This is a genomic window from Streptomyces diastaticus subsp. diastaticus (assembly GCF_011170125.1).
Classification (GTDB): Bacteria; Actinomycetota; Actinomycetes; order Streptomycetales; family Streptomycetaceae; genus Streptomyces; species Streptomyces diastaticus.
In genome coordinates this window covers 194,338-210,282 of record NZ_BLLN01000001.1, presented here as the reverse complement: position 1 = coordinate 210,282, position 15,945 = coordinate 194,338, and the positions used below count along the sequence as shown (strand labels likewise).

The window sequence follows — 15,945 nt, the reverse complement described above, 5'->3', positions numbered from 1 at the left end:
GGACATGGCGGGGCCACTCGGGACGCGGCCCCGGCGGGTCCGGCGGCGGTGCGGGCGCCGGGGCGCAGAGCCTGGCTCCTGTCGCGTGACCGCGCCGGCCTCCGCGACCACCGCTGCTCGCCGTGGGCCCCGCCCTCACCTGCCGGCGCCGCCCGCCCAGTCCCCTCCCTGCACCACCCTGATCTGCGCCGGGAACCGGGCGAAGGCCACCTGAAGCCGCGGTTGCGGGGCGCGCGCCGGCCCGCCCCGGAGCCGTTGGGGCCCCGTCCGCGCCGACCCCGTAGGGTCGGGAGGCCGACACCCCGCACGACCTGGAGATCACCCCCATGACCCGGACGGTTCCCGCCTACGCCGCCCCCGCGCCCGGCGCACCCCTGGAGCGCACGACCATCGAGCGGCGCACCCCCGGCCCGCACGACGTCCTCATCGACATCGCCTACTCCGGCATCTGCCACAGCGACATCCACCAGGCACGCGACGGCTGGGCCGAGGGCATCTTCCCGATGGTCCCCGGCCACGAGATCGCCGGTACGGTCGCCGCCGTCGGCGACGCCGTGACACGCTTCGCCGTCGGCGACCGCGTCGGCGTCGGCTGCTTGGTCGACTCCTGCCGCACCTGCGAGTTCTGCCTCGCCGGCCAGGAGCAGAACTGCGCCGACGGCTCCACCGGCACGTACAACGCGATAGGCCGGGACGGTGAACCGACCTACGGTGGCTACGCCACCCAGGTCGTCGTCGACGAGAACTTCACCGTCCGCATCCCCGACAGCCTGCCGCTGGACGTGGCGGCGCCGCTGCTCTGCGCCGGAATCACCATGTACTCGCCGCTGCGCCACTGGCAGGCCGGACCCGGCAAGAAGGTGGCCGTCGTCGGGCTCGGCGGACTCGGGCACATGGGCGTCAAGATCGCGCACGCCCTCGGTGCCGAGGTGACCGTGCTCAGCCAGTCCCTGCGCAAGCGCGAGGACGGCCTCAAGCTCGGCGCCGACCACTACCACGCGACCGCCGACGGCAAGGTCTTCGACGAACTGGCCGGCACCTTCGACCTGATCGTCTCCACCGTCTCGGCGCCGCTCAAGCTCGGCGGCTACCTCAAGCTGCTCCGCCCCGACGGCGCCCTCGTCAACGTCGGCGCCCCCGAGGAGCCCGTCTCGCTCAACCTCTTCTCGCTGATCGGCGGCCGCAAGACGCTCGCCGGCTCCAACATCGGCGGCATCCCCGAGACCCAGGAGATGCTGGACTTCTGCGCCGAGCACGGCCTCGGCGCGGAGATCGAGGTGATCCGCGCCGACCAGATCAACGAGGCGTACGAGCGGGTCGTCGCCAGCGACGTGCGCTACCGCTTCGTCATCGACACCGCCACCATCTGACCGGCGCGGACCGCCGGCCTCAGACGCCGACGGCCCCGTCGACCCCCTCGCGCAGGAGGTCGGCGTGGCCGTTGTGCCGGGCGTAGTCGTGGATCAGATGGAGCATGACCGCCCGCAGCGAGACCTCGGCCTCCCACCGCGGGGACCACGCCGTCTCGTCCAGCGAGGCGGCTGCCGCCTCGATCCGCCGGGCGTGTGCCACCTCGTCCCGCCACGCCGCGAACGCCTCCCCGGCATCCGCCTCGGCCGCGTCGTACGCCACCTGGAAGTCCCCCTCCGGCGACCACACCAGCGGTAGGTCCTCACCGGCGAAGGTCCGCCGGAACCAGGCCCGTTCGACCTCGGCCATGTGGCGGACGAGGCCCAGCAGCGAGAGCGTCGACGGCGGCGAGGACCGCGTCCGGAGCTGATCGCCGGTCAGTCCGGCGCACTTGGTCAGCAACGTCGCCCGGTGGAACTCCAGATGCCCGCGCAACGACTCCCGCTCCCCGCCGGCCACCGGCGGCGGGACCCGCTCCGCCACCTCTTCCGCCGGCACCACGATCCCGCCCATGCGAGCCCCCTCGGTCCACCACGCCGACGGGAGCCTCCCGCCCGGCCGGAGCGATCATGCCAGGCGGGCCGCGTCCGCCCCGGGGTTTTTGGCTCAGCCCCGCAGGGTCGCCGGGCTGCCGCCGTTGGCCTCGTAGCCGCCGACCGCCAGCGCGCGGTACACGGCGAACTGCGCGGCCGGGTCGTCCGACATGGTCCACGGCAGCGCCCCCGCGTACCCGTCCACGCGGACGAGCTGGTGCATCGCCTCGCCCCACCGCTCCGAGCTGACCAGGAAGAAGACCAGCAGGTGCCGCACGTGCGGCAGCACCGGGTCGTCCTCGCGGGCCGACTGGGCGGCGAACTGCGCCCCCTCCAGGGCCCGGGTGAAGACCTGGCTCTGGAAGAAGTTGCGGACCAGGTTCACCTCGGGCAGGTGCTCGTACAGGGAGAACAGGGGCAGCGCCGACAGCAGCGAGCCGCCGGGCGCACGCGCGGCGGCGGCCTCGGCGAACTCCATCGACTGCTTCCGCGAGCCGTGCCACTTCTCCGACCAGTACGGCAGCGCCACCAGGTGGGCGCCCATGTGGGCCGGGGCCCGGTCCAGGATCTTCAGCCAGAGCTGGTCGAACTCCTGCGGGGAGTACCCGAGCCCGCGCGCCACCGCCAACTCGCTGATGTACGGCACCGGGTCGCCCGGGGCGAGCAGCGCGGCCTGCCCGACGGCCGACCTCGCCTCCTCCAGGATGATCCGGAAGTCGTCGCTCCCCGCCGTCGAGGAACGCCACGCCTGCTGCACCAGGAACTCGGCGTGCACCGCCGCGCCGCCCGCGTCCTTGGGCTCCTGCGCCCGCCAGTCGCGCAGCCAGCGGCCGCCCTCGCCGGGGCGCTGCTGGAGCTCCAGCGAGGCGGCACCGGCGAACGCCTGCACCCGCTGCCAGCGCAGCTCGCCGTGCTTGTCCGTGCCGGCCAGCAGCTGGGAGGCGGCCCGCCAGTCCTGGCTGCGCTGGACGACGTCCAGGACGTCGAGGAGGTCCTGGTCCGGGCCGGGCAGGCGGATGTCGAGGGTCTCCTGCGGCCGGAAGCCGTACTGGGCCGGATCGGCGGCCTCGGGCGTACCGGGCAGCACCTGCCGTATCCCGCGGCGGCGCCGCAGGACGACCGGTCCGAGGACCGCTCCGATCATGACCACTGCCATCAGGGCCCACAGAATCACCATGGTTCCAAGCGAACCAGACGCCGCCGACAGTTGGCGAACCCCGTCCGTAACGGAGTGGTCTCCATCCGCGGGCGGGACGGTGCGCCGTACCGGGCGGAGCGGGGCCCCGGAGGGACTAGGCTCGGGGCGCATGAGCGACAGGCACAGTGACGTGCGCGGCGCGCACGGCTTCGAGACCGTGGCGATCCACGCGGGCAACACCCCCGACCCGACGACCGGGGCCGTGGTCCCCGCGATCTACCAGGTGTCCACGTACAAGCAGGACGGCGTGGGCGGGCTGCGCGGCGGCTACGAGTACAGCCGCAGCGGCAACCCGACCCGGACCGCGCTGGAGGAGAACCTCGCGGCGCTCGAAGGCGGCCGGCGCGGCCTCGCCTTCGCCTCGGGCCTGGCGGCCGAGGACTGCCTGCTGCGGACCCTGCTGGCCCCCGGCGACCACCTCGTCATCCCCGACGACGCCTACGGCGGCACCTTCCGGCTGATCTCCAAGGTCGTCGCCCGCTGGGGCGTCGACTACACCGTGGCCGACACCTCGGACCCGGCGGCCGTCCGGGACGCCCTGACCGACCGCACCAAGGCGATCTGGGTCGAGACCCCCTCCAACCCGCTGCTCGGCGTCAGCGACATCGCGGCGCTCGCCGGGGTCGCGCGCGCCGCCGGCGTGCGCCTGGTGGTCGACAACACCTTCGCCTCGCCCTACCTCCAGCAGCCGCTGGCGCTCGGCGCGGACGTCGTCGTGCACTCCACCACCAAGTACATGGGCGGCCACTCCGACGTCGTCGGCGGCGCCCTCGTCGTCAGCGACCAGGAGCTCGCCGACGAGCTGGCCTACCACCAGAACGCCATGGGCGCGGTGGCCGGTCCCTTCGACTCCTGGCTCGTGCTGCGCGGCATCAAGACGCTGGCGGTGCGGATGGACCGCCACTCGGCCAACGCCGAGCGGATCGTGGAGATGCTCAGTGGCCACCCCAAGGTCACCAAGGTCCTCTACCCCGGTCTCGCCGAGCACCCCGGCCACGAGGTCGCCGCCAAGCAGATGCGTTCCTTCGGCGGCATGGTGTCCTTCCAGGTCGCCGGGGGCGAGGAGGAGGCGGTCGCCGTCTGCGACCGCACCGAGGTCTTCACCCTCGGGGAGTCGCTCGGCGGCGTCGAGTCGCTGATCGAGCACCCGGGCCGGATGACGCACGCCTCGGTGGCCGGCTCCCAGCTAGAGGTCCCCTCCGACCTGGTGCGCCTCTCCGTCGGCATCGAGAACGCGGACGACCTGCTCGCCGACCTCCAGCAGGCGCTGGGCTGAGCGGCAGGCGGGCGTACGCCGGTACGCACGTGAGCGCGGGGCCGGGACCGGAGGCGGGCCCGGCCCCGCGCCGTGTCACCAGTCGGTCGGCGGAGGTATGACGGGCACCTCCGGCGCCGCCCACGGCCGGGCGGCCAGCAGCCACACGGTGAGCCCGGTCGCGGCCGCGGCGAGCACCACCCAGAACAGCCGGAGCGCCCCGGCGCGCAGCCGCCGCAGCCGCTCGCCCCGGCGTACCGCCTCGGCCACCAGCCCCGGCGGCACGGGGGGCGGTGGGGTGTCCAGGAGTCGACGGACGCGTTCCTTCCGCTGGTCGGCGCCGCTCACCGGGACGGCTCCGCAGTGCCGGGGGCGGCGCCGGGCGGCCGCGTCAGCAGGACCGTGGCCCGCGCGGTCATCGCCCTGACCCGTTCGACGGGCAGTCCGAGCAGCGCGGCCGCCTGCTCCTCGGAGACTCCCTCGTACAGCCGGAGCACCACCGTGACCCGTTCGCACGGGGTGAGCGGCCCGAGCGGGCCGGAGCCCGAAGGCCGGCCGGCCGGGGCGAGCCGGCGGTGCCAGGCGGAGCGGGCGTAGCGGGTGACCAGGTGCTGGCGGGCGCGCTCGTAGGGGTCGTCGTCGCGCGAGGCGTCCCAGTCGGCGTAGGCGCGGGCGAGGGCGGCGGTGAGCAGGCGGCGGGCGTACGGGGCCTTGTCCGGTGGTTCCGCGGTGAGCAGTGCGGCGAGGTGCAGCAGGCGTCCGCCCGCTCCGGCGGCGAAGGTGGCGAAGGCGCGGGCGCGGGCGGTGCGGGGGATCTCGTGGCGTGGGCTCACCGGGCCTCCTGCCCGCCGCTGCGGGTCCGGCCTCCCATCTGAGGGCAGGCGGCGCGCCGGGTCAAGAGGCTGGGGCGGGTCAGCTCTCGGGAGTGGCGGAGCCCGGGGCGCCGCTCTGGGCGAGGCGGTTGTGGCGGGCCACGATCTCCTCGTTGAACCGGGTCAGCAGGCGGCAGAAGGCTTCCTGGTCGGCGTCGCTCCAGCCGCCGGTCAGCTCCTTGAGCAGTTCGCGGCGACCGGCGCGGACCTCTTCGAGGCGGTCGCGGCCGAGTGCGGAGAGCTGCAGGACGACGGCCCGCCCGTCCTCGGGGTGGCTGGTGCGGCTGACCAGCCCGCCGTCGACCAGCGGCGCGACCTGCCGGGTCACTGTGGAGGAGTCGATGCCCATGCTGGCGGCGAGCGCCTTGACGCCCATCGGGCCCTCGTTGTCGAGGTGGTTGAGGAGCAGGTAGGCGGCGCGGTCCATCGAGTTGCGGACGGCGCCGACCCCGCCGAGGCGGGTCTGCTCCGCGCGCCGCGCGAAGACGGCGACCTGGTGCTGGAGCGTGTCGAAGAGGGCGGACGGGGCTCCGGAGGCTCCGGAGGGCCCCGGGTCGCCGGAAGCGGTGGTCGACATGTCCTCGGTCATGGCCATGGCCAGGGCTCACTTCGTGCGGGACGGACGGTTGGGGGGACAGCGTACGCGGCCCGGGTGCGGACCGTACCGGCGCTGCGGCGGTTGCCCGGGCGGAGCGGGTCCGGCGGGGCACGGCGTTTCCGCGAGGCGGCCGAGCCGCCACACTGGGCCCATGACAGACAGCAAGGCCGTCCAGCCGCCCCGCGTGACGCTCGACGACGTCCGCGGGGCGCGGAAGATGCTCGCGGGGGTGGCGCGGGTCACGATGATGGAGGGCAGCCGCCACCTCTCCCAACTGGTGGGCGCGCCGGTCCACCTCAAGTGCGAGAACCTCCAGCGCACCGGTTCCTTCAAACTCCGCGGCGCGTACGTGCGCATCGCCGGGCTCTCCCCGAAGGAGCGCGCCGCCGGTGTGGTCGCCGCCAGCGCGGGCAACCACGCGCAGGGCGTGGCGCTCGCCTCCACCCTGCTCGGTGTCCGCTCCACGGTCTTCATGCCGGTCGGGGCGCCGCTGCCCAAGGTCGCGGCCACCCGCGAGTACGGCGCCGAGGTGCGGCTGCACGGCGAGGTCGTCGACGAGACCCTGGCCGCCGCCCAGGAGTACGCCGAGCGGACCGGCGCCGTCCTCATCCACCCCTTCGACCACCCCGACGTCATCGCGGGCCAGGGCACCCTGGGGCTGGAGATCCTCGAACAGTGTCCCGAGGTGCGGACGATCGTCATGGGCATCGGGGGCGGCGGGCTCGCCGCGGGCATAGCGGTCGCGGTCAAGGCGGTGCGGCCCGACGTACGGATCGTCGGGGTCCAGGCGGCGGGCGCCGCGGCCTACCCGCCGTCACTGGCGGCGGGTAGGCCGCTGGCGGTCGAGCGGCCGTCGACGATGGCCGACGGGATCAAGGTGGGACGGCCGGGCGACGTGCCGTTCCGGATCGTCGGGGAGCTGGTGGACGAGGTCGTCACGGTCACCGAGGACGCCCTCTCCAGTGGGCTGCTGCTCTGCCTGGAGCGGGCCAAGCAGGTGGTGGAACCGGCCGGGGCCAGTCCGGTCGCCGCCCTGCTGAGCCGACCCGAGGCGTTCGAGGGGCCGGTGGTGGCGGTGCTCTCCGGCGGCAACGTCGACCCGCTGCTGATGCAGCGCGTCCTCACCCACGGCATGGCGGCGGCCGGGCGGTACCTCTCGCTGCGGCTGCGGCTGACCGACAGTCCCGGCGCGCTCGCGACCCTGCTGGCGGTGCTCTCGGAGGCGGACGCCAACGTGCTCGACGTCAGCCATGTGCGGACCGATCCCCGGCTGGGGCTCACCGAGGCGGAGGTGGAGGTCCACCTGGAGACGAAGGGGCCCGAGCACTGCGCGAGCGTGGGGGCGGCGCTGCGCGGGGCCGGCTACCTCGTCATGGAGTGAGGCGACGCGCGGTCGTGCGCGGGGGAGAGGGGCGGGCGTCCGAGACTGCCCGCCCCTCTCCCCGGGGCGGGCCGTGCGGTGGAATACCGCGCTCCTCTTCTCGTCGGCGTTTCGGTGCCGAAATCCGTTGTGAGACGCGATGCATCGCGTTATGGTGTGTCTCGCGTCACTCTCCGTGACCGGATTCGTCCCGCCGGTCGGAGGTGGTGGCGCGAGGTGCGCCCCTGCCTCCCGCCCTGCCCTGCCCCGCCCCGCCCCGTCCTTCCGTTCGCCCCGTGCCCGCCTCTTCCGCCCGCGCGTCGCGTGAATCCCGGGCAGACCTGAGCAAACCTACTATTCCGCACACAGCCTCACGGCAGGAGACCCCTATGCCAGGCGCCATCTACGCCGAAGGTCTCGTCAAGACCTTCGGCGACGTCAGAGCGCTGGACGGCGTCGACCTCGACGTCCCCGAGGGCACCGTCCTCGGAATGCTCGGCCCGAACGGCGCGGGCAAGACCACCGCTGTCCGCTGCCTCACCACACTCCTGCGGCCCGACAGCGGCCGGGCCCTGGTCGCCGGGATCGACGTGGTCGACAATCCGAACGAGGTGCGCCGGGCCATCGGTCTCTCCGGCCAGTTCGCCGCCATCGACGAATACCTGACCGGCCGCGAGAACCTCCGGATGGTCGGCAGTCTCTACCAGCTCACCGGCCGTGAGGCGAAGGCCCGCGCGGGCGAGCTGCTGGAGCGGTTCGGCCTCGCCGACGCGGGGGACCGCACCGCGAAGACCTACTCCGGTGGTATGCGCCGCCGCCTGGACCTCGCCGCGGCCCTCGTCGTCTCCCCGCCGGTGATGTTCATGGACGAACCCACCACCGGCCTCGACCCGCGCAACCGGCAGGCGCTGTGGGACGTCATCCAGGAACTGGTCGAGGGAGGCACCACCCTGCTCCTCACCACCCAGTACCTGGAGGAGGCCGACCACCTCGCCGACGACATCTGTGTGGTGGACCACGGCCGGGTCATCGCCCGGGGCACCTCGGACGAACTGAAGGCCCGCACCGGCGGCGAGCGCGTCGAACTGGTCGTGCACGAACGGGAGCGGATCGCCGACGCCGCCGAGGTCCTCACCCGTGTCGGCGAGGGCGGCCCCACCGTCAGCCAGCACACCCGCAAGCTCACCGTCCCGGTCTCCGGTGGCGCCAGACTCCTCGCCGAGGTCATCCGCGAGCTGGACGTCCGGAAGATCGAGATCGACGACATCGGGCTGCGCCGCCCCACCCTGGACGACGTCTTCATCTCCCTGACCGGCCACGCCGCCCAGGCGGCCGAGGAGGAGAACGGCGAGGGCGGCGACGGCACGTCCGACGGACAGCGCAGTGCGGCCGAGCGCCGCGCCCAGGCCATGAGAGAGGTCGACTGATGAGCACCGTCGCCGAGCACGCCGCCCGCCCCCAGCGGCGCGGCAGAGTCACCCAGTCGGTCATGGACTCCCTGGTCATGGCCAGACGGAACCTGATCAGAATGACCCGCATCCCCGAGGTCGTCCTCTTCGGGCTCATCCAGCCGATCATGTTCGTGGTGCTCTTCACCTACGTCTTCGGCGGGTCCATCCAGGTCGGCGGCTCACTCTCGCAGGCGGCCTACCGTGAGTTCCTCATGGCGGGCATCTTCGCGCAGACGGTCACCTTCGCCACCGCCGGCGCCAGCGCGGGCATCGCCGAGGACATGCACAAGGGACTCGTTGACCGGTTCCGCTCCCTGCCCATGGCCAGGGGCGCGGTGCTCACCGGCCGAACCCTCGCCGACTTCGTGCAGACCGCTCTCACCCTGGTGGTGCTGACCGGCGTCGCCCTCCTCATCGGCTGGCGCACCCACGAGAGCCTCGGCAGCGTCCTCGCCGGCTTCGGCCTGCTCCTGCTGCTCGGCTACGCCTTCTCCTGGATCGGTGCGCTCATCGGACTGCTGGTCCGCACTCCGGAGGCGGCCACCTCGGGCGGGCTCATCTGGCTTTTCCCGCTGACCTTCATCTCCAACGCCTTCGTCGACTCCAACAGACTGCCGACAGTCTTCCGGCACATCGCCGAGTGGAACCCGTTCAGCACCACGGTCCAGGCGTGCCGGGAGCTGTTCGGCAACCTGCCGCCCGACTTCGTGACGCCGGACGCCTGGCCGATGCGCCACCCCGTCTGGGCCTCGGTCATCTGGTCCCTGCTGATCCTGGTCGTCTTCCGCACCCTGGCCGTCCGCAGATACCGCAGGTCCGCCGTCTGAGGCGGCCGGACCCAGAGAGGGCCCCCGGACGGGAAAGGCCCCCGGAGGGGAAAGGGCCTCCGGACGCGAAAGGGCCCTCGGCTCCGGTTCTTCCGGAGCCGAGGGTTCCTGGTGCAGCCTGTGGCGGCTGACCTGCCCGGGCGGGGCGGGTCAGGACGTGTAGGGCTTGGCGGCGAGAATCTTCACCGAGGCGAACTTGCCGTTGGGCAGCTCGTACTCGGCGGTGTCGCCGACCTTCTTGCCGCTGACTCCGGTCCCCAGCGGCGATTGCGGCGAGTAGGTCTCGATGTCCGCGCTGGCGTACTCGCGCGAGGCCATCAGGAAGGTCAGCGTGTCGTCAGGGTCGTCGTCGAAGGCGATCGTGACGACCATGCCCGGCTCGACGATGCCGTCGTCGGCGGGCGGCTCACCGACCTTCGCCTGGGACAGGAGCTGGGTCAGCTGGCGCACCCGGAGCTCTTGCTTGCCCTGCTCCTCCTTGGCCGCGTGGTACCCGCCGTTCTCGCGCAGGTCGCCCTCCTCGCGCGCTGCCTCGATCTTCTTCGAGATCTCGGCGCGTGCGGGACCAGACAGGTACTCCAGCTCGGCCTTGAGCTGGTTGTACGCCTCCTGGGTCAGCCAGGTGACGTTGTCGCTGGTCTGGGTCACAGGTGCTCCTCGTAGGTACTTGGATACAAAGCATCGCCCTACTCGGAAGGATGTTCCGTACCGGGTGGGCGAAACCACGAGCCTAACAATTCAGGCGCGAAAGGGGGAGGACGAATATGACTGTTGCGTCACCTTCGCAGGTCACGGCGGTTTTCGCGGACCGGCTCGGTGGGCGTTGCCGCCTGCCCCGAAGGCGGGAGGCCCGTCAGGCGGGGGAGCAGCCGATCAGCTCGACGGCGGTGGCCTGGGAGGTGGTCCGCAGCGAGACCACCTTGTCGACGCGGCTCGCGTCCTGGTCGAAGAGGGCGTCCTTGCGGCCGACCTCGGCACCGTCCTCCGCCAGGGCCCGCACGGTGCAGTAGCCGGCGGCGTCGCGCTCCTTGTGCACCTCCAGGTGCACCTTGGCCGCGGTCGCGGAGGACACGTCGAACTTGATCATCTCGCCGCTGATCGTGGTGCTGGTCACGTGCGACCAGCCGAACCAGACGATCATGGCGAGGAAGAGGGCGCCCAGCACCGCACCGGTCACCTTCAGCCGGTGGTCCGTCCGCTCGTCGGCGGACTGGGCCCTTCCGTATCGGCCCTCGGGAAGGTCCTCGCGCACCGCGCTCATGATCAATCCTCTCGGGCTCGGGGCCACCGGAATTTTCCACCGTCCGGTTCGGTCACTATAGAAGCCGACCATCGCGCCGGAGTACCGAGGGCGCCGTAATCACGAGGATCGAGTCTTGACAGAGCAGCTGCGACTGATGGCCGTCCACGCCCACCCCGACGACGAGTCGAGCAAGGGCGCGGCGACCATGGCGAAGTATGTGTCCGAGGGGGTGGACGTGCTGGTCGTGACCTGCACCGGGGGCGAGCGCGGCTCCATCCTCAACCCGAAGCTCAAGGGCGACAAGTACATCGAGGAGAACATCCACGAGGTGCGGGCCAAGGAGATGGAGGAGGCCCGGCAGATCCTCGGCGTCAAGCAGGAGTGGCTCGGCTTCGTCGACTCCGGCCTGCCCGAGGGCGACCCGCTGCCCCCGCTGCCCGACGGCTGCTTCGCGCTGGAGGAGGTCGAGGAGGCGGCTGGCCGGCTGGTCAAGTCGATCCGCGCGTTCCGCCCGCAGGTCATCACGACCTACGACGAGAACGGCGGCTACCCGCACCCCGACCACATCATGACGCACAAGATCACGATGGTGGCCTTCGAGGGGGCGGGGGACCCGGAGCGCTTCCCGGAGGACGAGTTCGGCAAGGTCTTCCAGCCGATGAAGCTCTACTACAACCAGGGCTTCAACCGCCCCCGCACCGCCGCCCTGCACGAGGCCCTGCTCGAGCGCGGCATGGAGTCGCCGTACGGCGACTGGCTGAAGCGGTGGCACGAGATCGAGCGGGTCGAACGTGAGCTGACCACGCACGTGCCCTGCTCGGAGTTCTTCGAGATCCGCGACAGGGCGCTGATCGCGCACGCCACCCAGATCGACCCGGACGGCGGCTGGTTCCGCATCCCGATGGAGCTCCAGAAGGAGGTCTGGCCCACCGAGGAGTACGAGCTCGCCAAGTCGCACGTCGCCACCTCCCTCCCCGAGGACGACCTCTTCGCGGGCATCCGCGACAATGGCTGACATGAGCGCTAGCGCAAACCTGGCAATGACGCACCTCGTCCCCCTCGCCAAGGACCTGGACGAGAACAAGGTGACCCCGGGCGTCCTCGGGTTCATCGTGTTCGCCGTGATGGCCCTCGCCGTGTGGGCCCTGATGAAGTCCATGAACCGCCACATGGGCAAGGTCGACTTCGCCGAGCCCGAGACAGCCCCGAGCGGCACCCCCGCCCAGGGCTCCGCGGGCAAGTAGTACCCGCGGGCCCCGCCGGGCCCGCACCGCCCCGGCCGCACGCATCTCGCGCGCCGGGGCTCTTCGGGGTTCCGGGACGCCCGCCCGCGCTCCGGAAGCGCGCCCGCACGCTCCCGGCCGACGGCCCGGAGCGCCTCCTCACGGTCGTGGGTCCGCTTGCCCCGGGCCGGCAGCCGGGCCACCTGCGGCATCTGCTGCCCGTGGCGTACCAGGGCGCCCGCTCCCGCAGCGGAGCCCGCACGAACCGGCGGACCAGGTCGAGGGGGTCGGCGTCGTACGCCCACAGCGGGCCGTGCCGGGTCTCCTGCTGGAGCTGGAGCTGGAGCTGGAGCTGGAACGGCCCGCTGGGCAAGGGTCCGCCGCCCGGCACGGCCGCGCCCGGGCGGGAACGCGAGGCAGGCCCTGTGCCGAAGGCGCGCCGTCCCGCGGCTCCCACGGACAAGCCGCCCCGGCCGGAACACCGACGGGCCCGCCTGCTGCGGGCCGTCGGTGCGGCGTGACCCGGCCCGCCCCCACGGGGCGCGGACCCCGCACGAGGACCGGGCCGAGGGCGTCGTACCGGGTGCCGCGAGGGTCGCGGAAGCAGGCGTCGGCGGAGACCGCGCGGCGGGCAGGGACGGGGCGACGGACCGGGGCACCCAGGCCTTCGTCCGGGGTGTACGCGACGGGGTGCGGCCTCCTCAGCCCACCCCCATCACCTCCCGCGCGTGCCGTCCCGGTACCAGCCCCAGCCCCCAGGCGGGCCATTCCCCGGCCGGGTCCACGCCGCGTTCCAGCAGGAGGCGGTAGGCGGGCAGGCAGGGCGTCAGGCGCGGGTCACGGGCGCGGGTGGGGGAGGAGGTGAGTTCGTCGAGGAGGGCGAGGGCCTGGGCGGTGCCCGTCTCCAGGCCGCCGGGGGCGGCGAAGGGCAGGAGGGTGGCGGTCAGGAAACGCGCCCACTCCCCGCCCCGGCCGTCCCCGTACGAGGCGAAGAGGGCGGCGGCCTCCTCGGCGAGGGCGAGGGCCTGACCGGTACGGGCGTTGCCCGCGTCGGTCACCGCGAGTTCCAGGCAGGTCCACGCCTCACCGTGGGCCACGCCGATCCGCCGGAAGTCGGCCCGCGCGTCCACCAGGAGCTGCCGGGCGAAGCCGCTGTTGCGCAACGACCCGGTCTGCGCGGCCCGCAGGTCGCGGGTGACCCGCGCCGAGTGGTGCCGGGCACAGGCCAGCCCGTACACGTCGCGCATCCGGGAGAACATCGTGCGGGCCCGCTCCAGTTCGCGTACCGCCGTGGTCAGGTCCCCGGACTCCTCCAGGGCCTGGCCCAGGTAGTAGCGGGTCCATGCCTCGCCGCGGGCGTCCTCGTTGTCGCGGTGGCGGGAGAGGGCACCGCGCAGCTCCTCGGCGGCCTCCCGGCCCTCGTCGCCCTGCTCGGTGTGGAGCAGGGCCCGGCCCAGCTGGGTGAGGGCCCATGCCTGGCCGCGGACGTCGCCGGTCCTGCCGTACAGCTCCAGCGCGGCCCGCAGCTCCTCCTCGGCCTGCTCGACGGCGCCCTGCCGGAGCCGGACCTGGCCGAGCTGGAAGCGGGTCCACGCCTGGCCGTGCAGGGAGGAGTTGGCCGTGTGCAGGCGGCCCGCCTCGGCGAGCAGCCGCTCCGCCTCGGCCAGCCGGGACCGGTCGCGTTCCACGGCGGCCAGCGCGTGCAGTGTCCACGCCCGGTCCGTCGCCAGCTCGCCCGGCTGCTGGAGCGCCAGTGCCTCCCGCAGCTTCCCGGCCGCCTCCGCCAGCTTCCCCTGGTGGTGCAGGGTGATGCCGAGCGAGCAGAGCGCGAGCGCCGCGCCGGAATCGTGGCGCGCCTCGTAGTACAGGCCGACCACCGAGGTCAGCGTGGTGCGGGCCTTGTCCAACTCGCCGAGCTGGCGCTCGGCGATACCCGTGCGCCACTGCACCGAGCGGGCCAGCAGCCCCTGGTCGACGGCGCGCGCCAGGTCGTTCAGTTCCCCGAGCCGGTACAGGTCGCCGCGGAGCAGGCAGTAGTCGCACAGGGCGCCGAGGAGGTCGCGTACCGCGCCCTGGTCGACGCCCTCCGCGTCGCGCAGCGCCGCCGTGATGAAGCTCGACTCCTGGTCCAGCCAGTTGAGCGCGTACTCCAGCGTGCCGAACCCGTGCTGCCCCATCGGCCCGGCCTTGAGCGCCGAGTCCGCCCGCGTCGAGGACCTGCCGTCGACCAGGCCGATGACCTGCTCGGCCAGCTCCGCGTAGTTGACGATCAGCCGTTCCTGAGCCGCCGTCCGCTCCGCCGCCGGCTCCTCCTCGGTCAGCCGGGCCCGGGCGAAGGCGCGGACGAGGGTGTGCAGCCGGTAGCGGCTGCCGCGCACCCGGTCGATCAGCCCGGCCCCCGCCAGCTCGACGAGACGCCGTTCCGCCTCCTGCTCGTCGGTGTCCAGCAGCGCCGCCGCCGCGGCCGCGCCCAGCGAGGCCCGCCCCGCCAGCGCGAGCCGCCGCAGCAGCCGGCGGTTCCGCTCGTCCTGGTCGGTGTGGCGCAGCCACAGCGCCCGCTCCACCGGACCCACCGTGCCGTACGCCTCCAGCGCCGAGGCCAGTTCACGGGGCGTACGGGTCTCCAGCGCCGACCCCGCCACCCGCAGCGCCAGCGGCAGCCCGCCGCAGAGCTCCACGATCCGGTCCGTGGCCTGCGCGTCGTACGGGTCGGCCGCCTCGCCCGCCACCCGGCGCAGCACCTCCTCGGCCCCGGCCGCGTCCAGCCCGGCCACCGGCAGCTGCCGCACGCGTGCCGCCACGGGGCCGGGCAGCTCCATCGGCTCCCGGGACGTCACCAGCACCAGGCTGTCCGAGTGCTCGGGCACCAGCGCCGCCACCTGCTCCGGGTCCGAGGCGTCGTCCAGCACCACGATCACGGACACGTCCGTGAGATGGCGCTGGTACAGCTCGGCCAGCCGCCGCGTCTGCTGCTCCGGCGAACTCCGCTCCCGCTGGAGCAGCTGCTCGCGCGGCGCCCCCAGCCGGTTGAGCAGGTGCAGCAGCGCCTCCCGCGTCGACAGCGGCACCGTCCGGCTCTGCCCGCCACCCCGCAGATCCACCACGCACGCGCCCCGGAACTGGTCCTTCAGCTCGCGCGCCGCCCGGACCGCCAGCGTCGTGCGGCCCGCGCCCGGCTCGCCGTGCAGCACCAGCACCACCGGCCGGGTCTCCGTCGCCGCCCGCGCCGCGTGCACCTCCTGGGTGATCCGCGCCATCAGCTCCCGGCGGCCAGCGAACGGCCCGTCCTCCGAGGGCAGCCGGTCGAAGGACTGCTCCAGCACCGAACGCCGCCGGGCCAGTGCGCTCTTGTCGGTCCGCCCCAGCACGGGCCCGGTGTGCCGCCGGGCCGGAGCCGCCCGGCGCGCCGCCGGGACCGCCGCCGTGCGCTGCCGCTCCAGGAACGGCCGCACCCCGCGCACCTCCAGTGCCGTCAGCCAGGCCAGCCGCAACTGCTCGGGCCCGCCCGGCTGCCCCAGCGCGCCCGCCTGCCGGTGCGCGGTCGGCCAGTGCACCGCGCCCACCTTCACCACGGTCGCCGCCGCCCCGGCCACGCCCACCACGGCCCCCGCGCCGAGGGCCGTGCCGGCGCCGGTGCCGAACGCCAGGTCCGCCGCACAGGCAGCGGCCGCCGCGACCCCGGCGACCAGCAACGGGGTGCCCGCGCCCTCGCGCGCGTACCGCCGGCCGAAACTCTGCCGCTCGGCCTCGGCCTCGGCGGCGGCGACGGCCGCCTCGTACGCCGCGTACTCCTCTTCGGCCGTGCGCAGCAGCCCGTCCAACTCGCCGCGGGCCCGGGACAGGAGCACCTGTCCGTCGGTGCGGCCGCCGGAGCGCCGCACCTCCTCCTCGACCGCCCGCGCCAGCAACTCCTCGGCCTGGGCCCGATGACTGGTCCGCATCGTGATCCCCCTTCACGTCACCCGGCCGCGTCCG

At 73.6% G+C, this 15,945-nt stretch carries 15 protein-coding genes; 7 read left to right on the top strand and 8 right to left on the bottom strand.

Going from position 1 to position 15,945, the window contains the following annotated elements; genetic code table 11:
- The first annotated feature begins 326 nt into the window (after window positions 1-326).
- Complete coding sequence (locus Sdia_RS00915; RefSeq protein ID WP_100452523.1) at window positions 327-1,370, top strand: NAD(P)-dependent alcohol dehydrogenase; 1,044 nt, start codon at window positions 327-329, stop codon at window positions 1,368-1,370.
- A gap of 19 nt (window positions 1,371-1,389) precedes the next feature.
- On the opposite strand, the gene Sdia_RS00910 is transcribed toward Sdia_RS00915, so the two are convergent.
- On the bottom strand, window positions 1,390-1,923 hold the full coding sequence (locus Sdia_RS00910) for a DinB family protein (RefSeq protein WP_100452524.1): 534 nt from the start codon (window positions 1,921-1,923) through the stop codon (window positions 1,390-1,392).
- Window positions 1,924-2,016: 93 nt separating this feature from the next.
- Window positions 2,017-3,120 (bottom strand): hypothetical protein, encoded by a 1,104-nt coding sequence (locus tag Sdia_RS00905; protein ID WP_100452525.1) that lies wholly within the window; start codon window positions 3,118-3,120, stop codon window positions 2,017-2,019.
- Window positions 3,121-3,250: 130 nt separating this feature from the next.
- Between Sdia_RS00905 and Sdia_RS00900 the strand changes: the two genes are divergently transcribed.
- On the top strand, window positions 3,251-4,417 hold the full coding sequence (locus tag Sdia_RS00900; protein ID WP_100452526.1) for a cystathionine gamma-synthase: 1,167 nt from the start codon (window positions 3,251-3,253) through the stop codon (window positions 4,415-4,417).
- Between the two features lie 75 nt (window positions 4,418-4,492).
- Here the strand turns inward: Sdia_RS00900 and Sdia_RS00895 are convergent, their stop codons facing one another.
- The 3 genes from Sdia_RS00895 to Sdia_RS00885 all read right to left on the bottom strand — a co-directional run bounded on the left by Sdia_RS00895 (window position 4,493) and on the right by Sdia_RS00885 (window position 5,845).
- Window positions 4,493-4,744 (bottom strand): hypothetical protein, encoded by a 252-nt coding sequence (locus tag Sdia_RS00895; RefSeq protein ID WP_100452527.1) that lies wholly within the window; start codon window positions 4,742-4,744, stop codon window positions 4,493-4,495.
- A complete protein-coding gene (locus tag Sdia_RS00890) occupies window positions 4,741-5,229 on the bottom strand; it encodes an RNA polymerase sigma factor sigma-70 region 4 domain-containing protein (RefSeq protein ID WP_100452528.1) in 489 nt (162 codons plus the stop codon). The genes Sdia_RS00895 and Sdia_RS00890 overlap by 4 nt, the downstream gene beginning before the upstream one ends.
- 79 nt (window positions 5,230-5,308) lie before the next feature.
- Entirely contained in the window at window positions 5,309-5,845 is a 537-nt protein-coding gene (locus Sdia_RS00885) for a MarR family winged helix-turn-helix transcriptional regulator (protein WP_100453309.1), read from the bottom strand.
- Window positions 5,846-6,017: 172 nt separating this feature from the next.
- Between Sdia_RS00885 and ilvA the strand changes: the two genes are divergently transcribed.
- The 3 genes from ilvA to Sdia_RS00870 all read left to right on the top strand — a co-directional run bounded on the left by ilvA (window position 6,018) and on the right by Sdia_RS00870 (window position 9,504).
- Entirely contained in the window at window positions 6,018-7,247 is a 1,230-nt protein-coding gene (gene ilvA, locus Sdia_RS00880; protein ID WP_100452529.1) for a threonine ammonia-lyase, read from the top strand.
- A 368-nt stretch (window positions 7,248-7,615) separates the two neighbouring features.
- Window positions 7,616-8,653, top strand: a complete 1,038-nt coding sequence (locus Sdia_RS00875) for an ATP-binding cassette domain-containing protein (protein ID WP_100452530.1) — start codon at window positions 7,616-7,618, stop codon at window positions 8,651-8,653.
- On the top strand, window positions 8,653-9,504 hold the full coding sequence (locus Sdia_RS00870; RefSeq protein WP_100452531.1) for an ABC transporter permease: 852 nt from the start codon (window positions 8,653-8,655) through the stop codon (window positions 9,502-9,504). The genes Sdia_RS00875 and Sdia_RS00870 overlap by 1 nt, the downstream gene beginning before the upstream one ends.
- Window positions 9,505-9,654: 150 nt before the next feature.
- Here Sdia_RS00870 and greA read toward each other — a convergent pair whose 3' ends face one another.
- Complete coding sequence (gene greA, locus Sdia_RS00865) at window positions 9,655-10,152, bottom strand: transcription elongation factor GreA (protein ID WP_100452532.1); 498 nt, start codon at window positions 10,150-10,152, stop codon at window positions 9,655-9,657.
- Window positions 10,153-10,357: 205 nt separating this feature from the next.
- Window positions 10,358-10,765, bottom strand: coding sequence for a DUF4307 domain-containing protein (locus Sdia_RS00860; protein ID WP_100452533.1), 408 nt, complete (start codon window positions 10,763-10,765; stop codon window positions 10,358-10,360).
- A 115-nt stretch (window positions 10,766-10,880) separates the two neighbouring features.
- On the opposite strand from Sdia_RS00860, the gene mca reads away from it, so the two are divergent.
- On the top strand, window positions 10,881-11,762 hold the full coding sequence (gene mca, locus Sdia_RS00855) for a mycothiol conjugate amidase Mca (protein ID WP_115069809.1): 882 nt from the start codon (window positions 10,881-10,883) through the stop codon (window positions 11,760-11,762).
- Window positions 11,755-11,991: a hypothetical protein gene (locus Sdia_RS00850; RefSeq protein ID WP_164494923.1), complete on the top strand. Its 237-nt coding sequence runs from the start codon at window positions 11,755-11,757 to the stop codon at window positions 11,989-11,991. The genes mca and Sdia_RS00850 overlap by 8 nt, the downstream gene beginning before the upstream one ends.
- Window positions 11,992-12,671: 680 nt before the next feature.
- Here Sdia_RS00850 and Sdia_RS00845 read toward each other — a convergent pair.
- On the bottom strand, window positions 12,672-15,911 hold the full coding sequence (locus Sdia_RS00845; protein WP_189500474.1) for a tetratricopeptide repeat protein: 3,240 nt from the start codon (window positions 15,909-15,911) through the stop codon (window positions 12,672-12,674).
- Between the last annotated feature and the right edge of the window lie 34 nt (window positions 15,912-15,945).

Bases quoted from the DNA above. Each gene is read 5' to 3' on its own strand.
- Sdia_RS00915 (WP_100452523.1), top strand. From the start codon at position 327: ATGACCCGGACGGTTCCCGCCTACGCCGCCCCCGCGCCCGGCGCACCC.
- Sdia_RS00910 (WP_100452524.1), bottom strand. From the start codon at position 1,923: ATGGGCGGGATCGTGGTGCCGGCGGAAGAGGTGGCGGAGCGGGTCCCG.
- Sdia_RS00905 (WP_100452525.1), bottom strand. From the start codon at position 3,120: ATGGTGATTCTGTGGGCCCTGATGGCAGTGGTCATGATCGGAGCGGTC.
- Sdia_RS00900 (WP_100452526.1), top strand. From the start codon at position 3,251: ATGAGCGACAGGCACAGTGACGTGCGCGGCGCGCACGGCTTCGAGACC.
- Sdia_RS00885 (WP_100453309.1), bottom strand. From the start codon at position 5,845: ATGTCGACCACCGCTTCCGGCGACCCGGGGCCCTCCGGAGCCTCCGGA.
- ilvA (WP_100452529.1), top strand. From the start codon at position 6,018: ATGACAGACAGCAAGGCCGTCCAGCCGCCCCGCGTGACGCTCGACGAC.
- Sdia_RS00875 (WP_100452530.1), top strand. From the start codon at position 7,616: ATGCCAGGCGCCATCTACGCCGAAGGTCTCGTCAAGACCTTCGGCGAC.
- Sdia_RS00870 (WP_100452531.1), top strand. From the start codon at position 8,653: ATGAGCACCGTCGCCGAGCACGCCGCCCGCCCCCAGCGGCGCGGCAGA.
- Sdia_RS00860 (WP_100452533.1), bottom strand. From the start codon at position 10,765: ATGAGCGCGGTGCGCGAGGACCTTCCCGAGGGCCGATACGGAAGGGCC.
- Sdia_RS00850 (WP_164494923.1), top strand. From the start codon at position 11,755: ATGGCTGACATGAGCGCTAGCGCAAACCTGGCAATGACGCACCTCGTC.
- Sdia_RS00845 (WP_189500474.1), bottom strand. From the start codon at position 15,911: ATGCGGACCAGTCATCGGGCCCAGGCCGAGGAGTTGCTGGCGCGGGCG.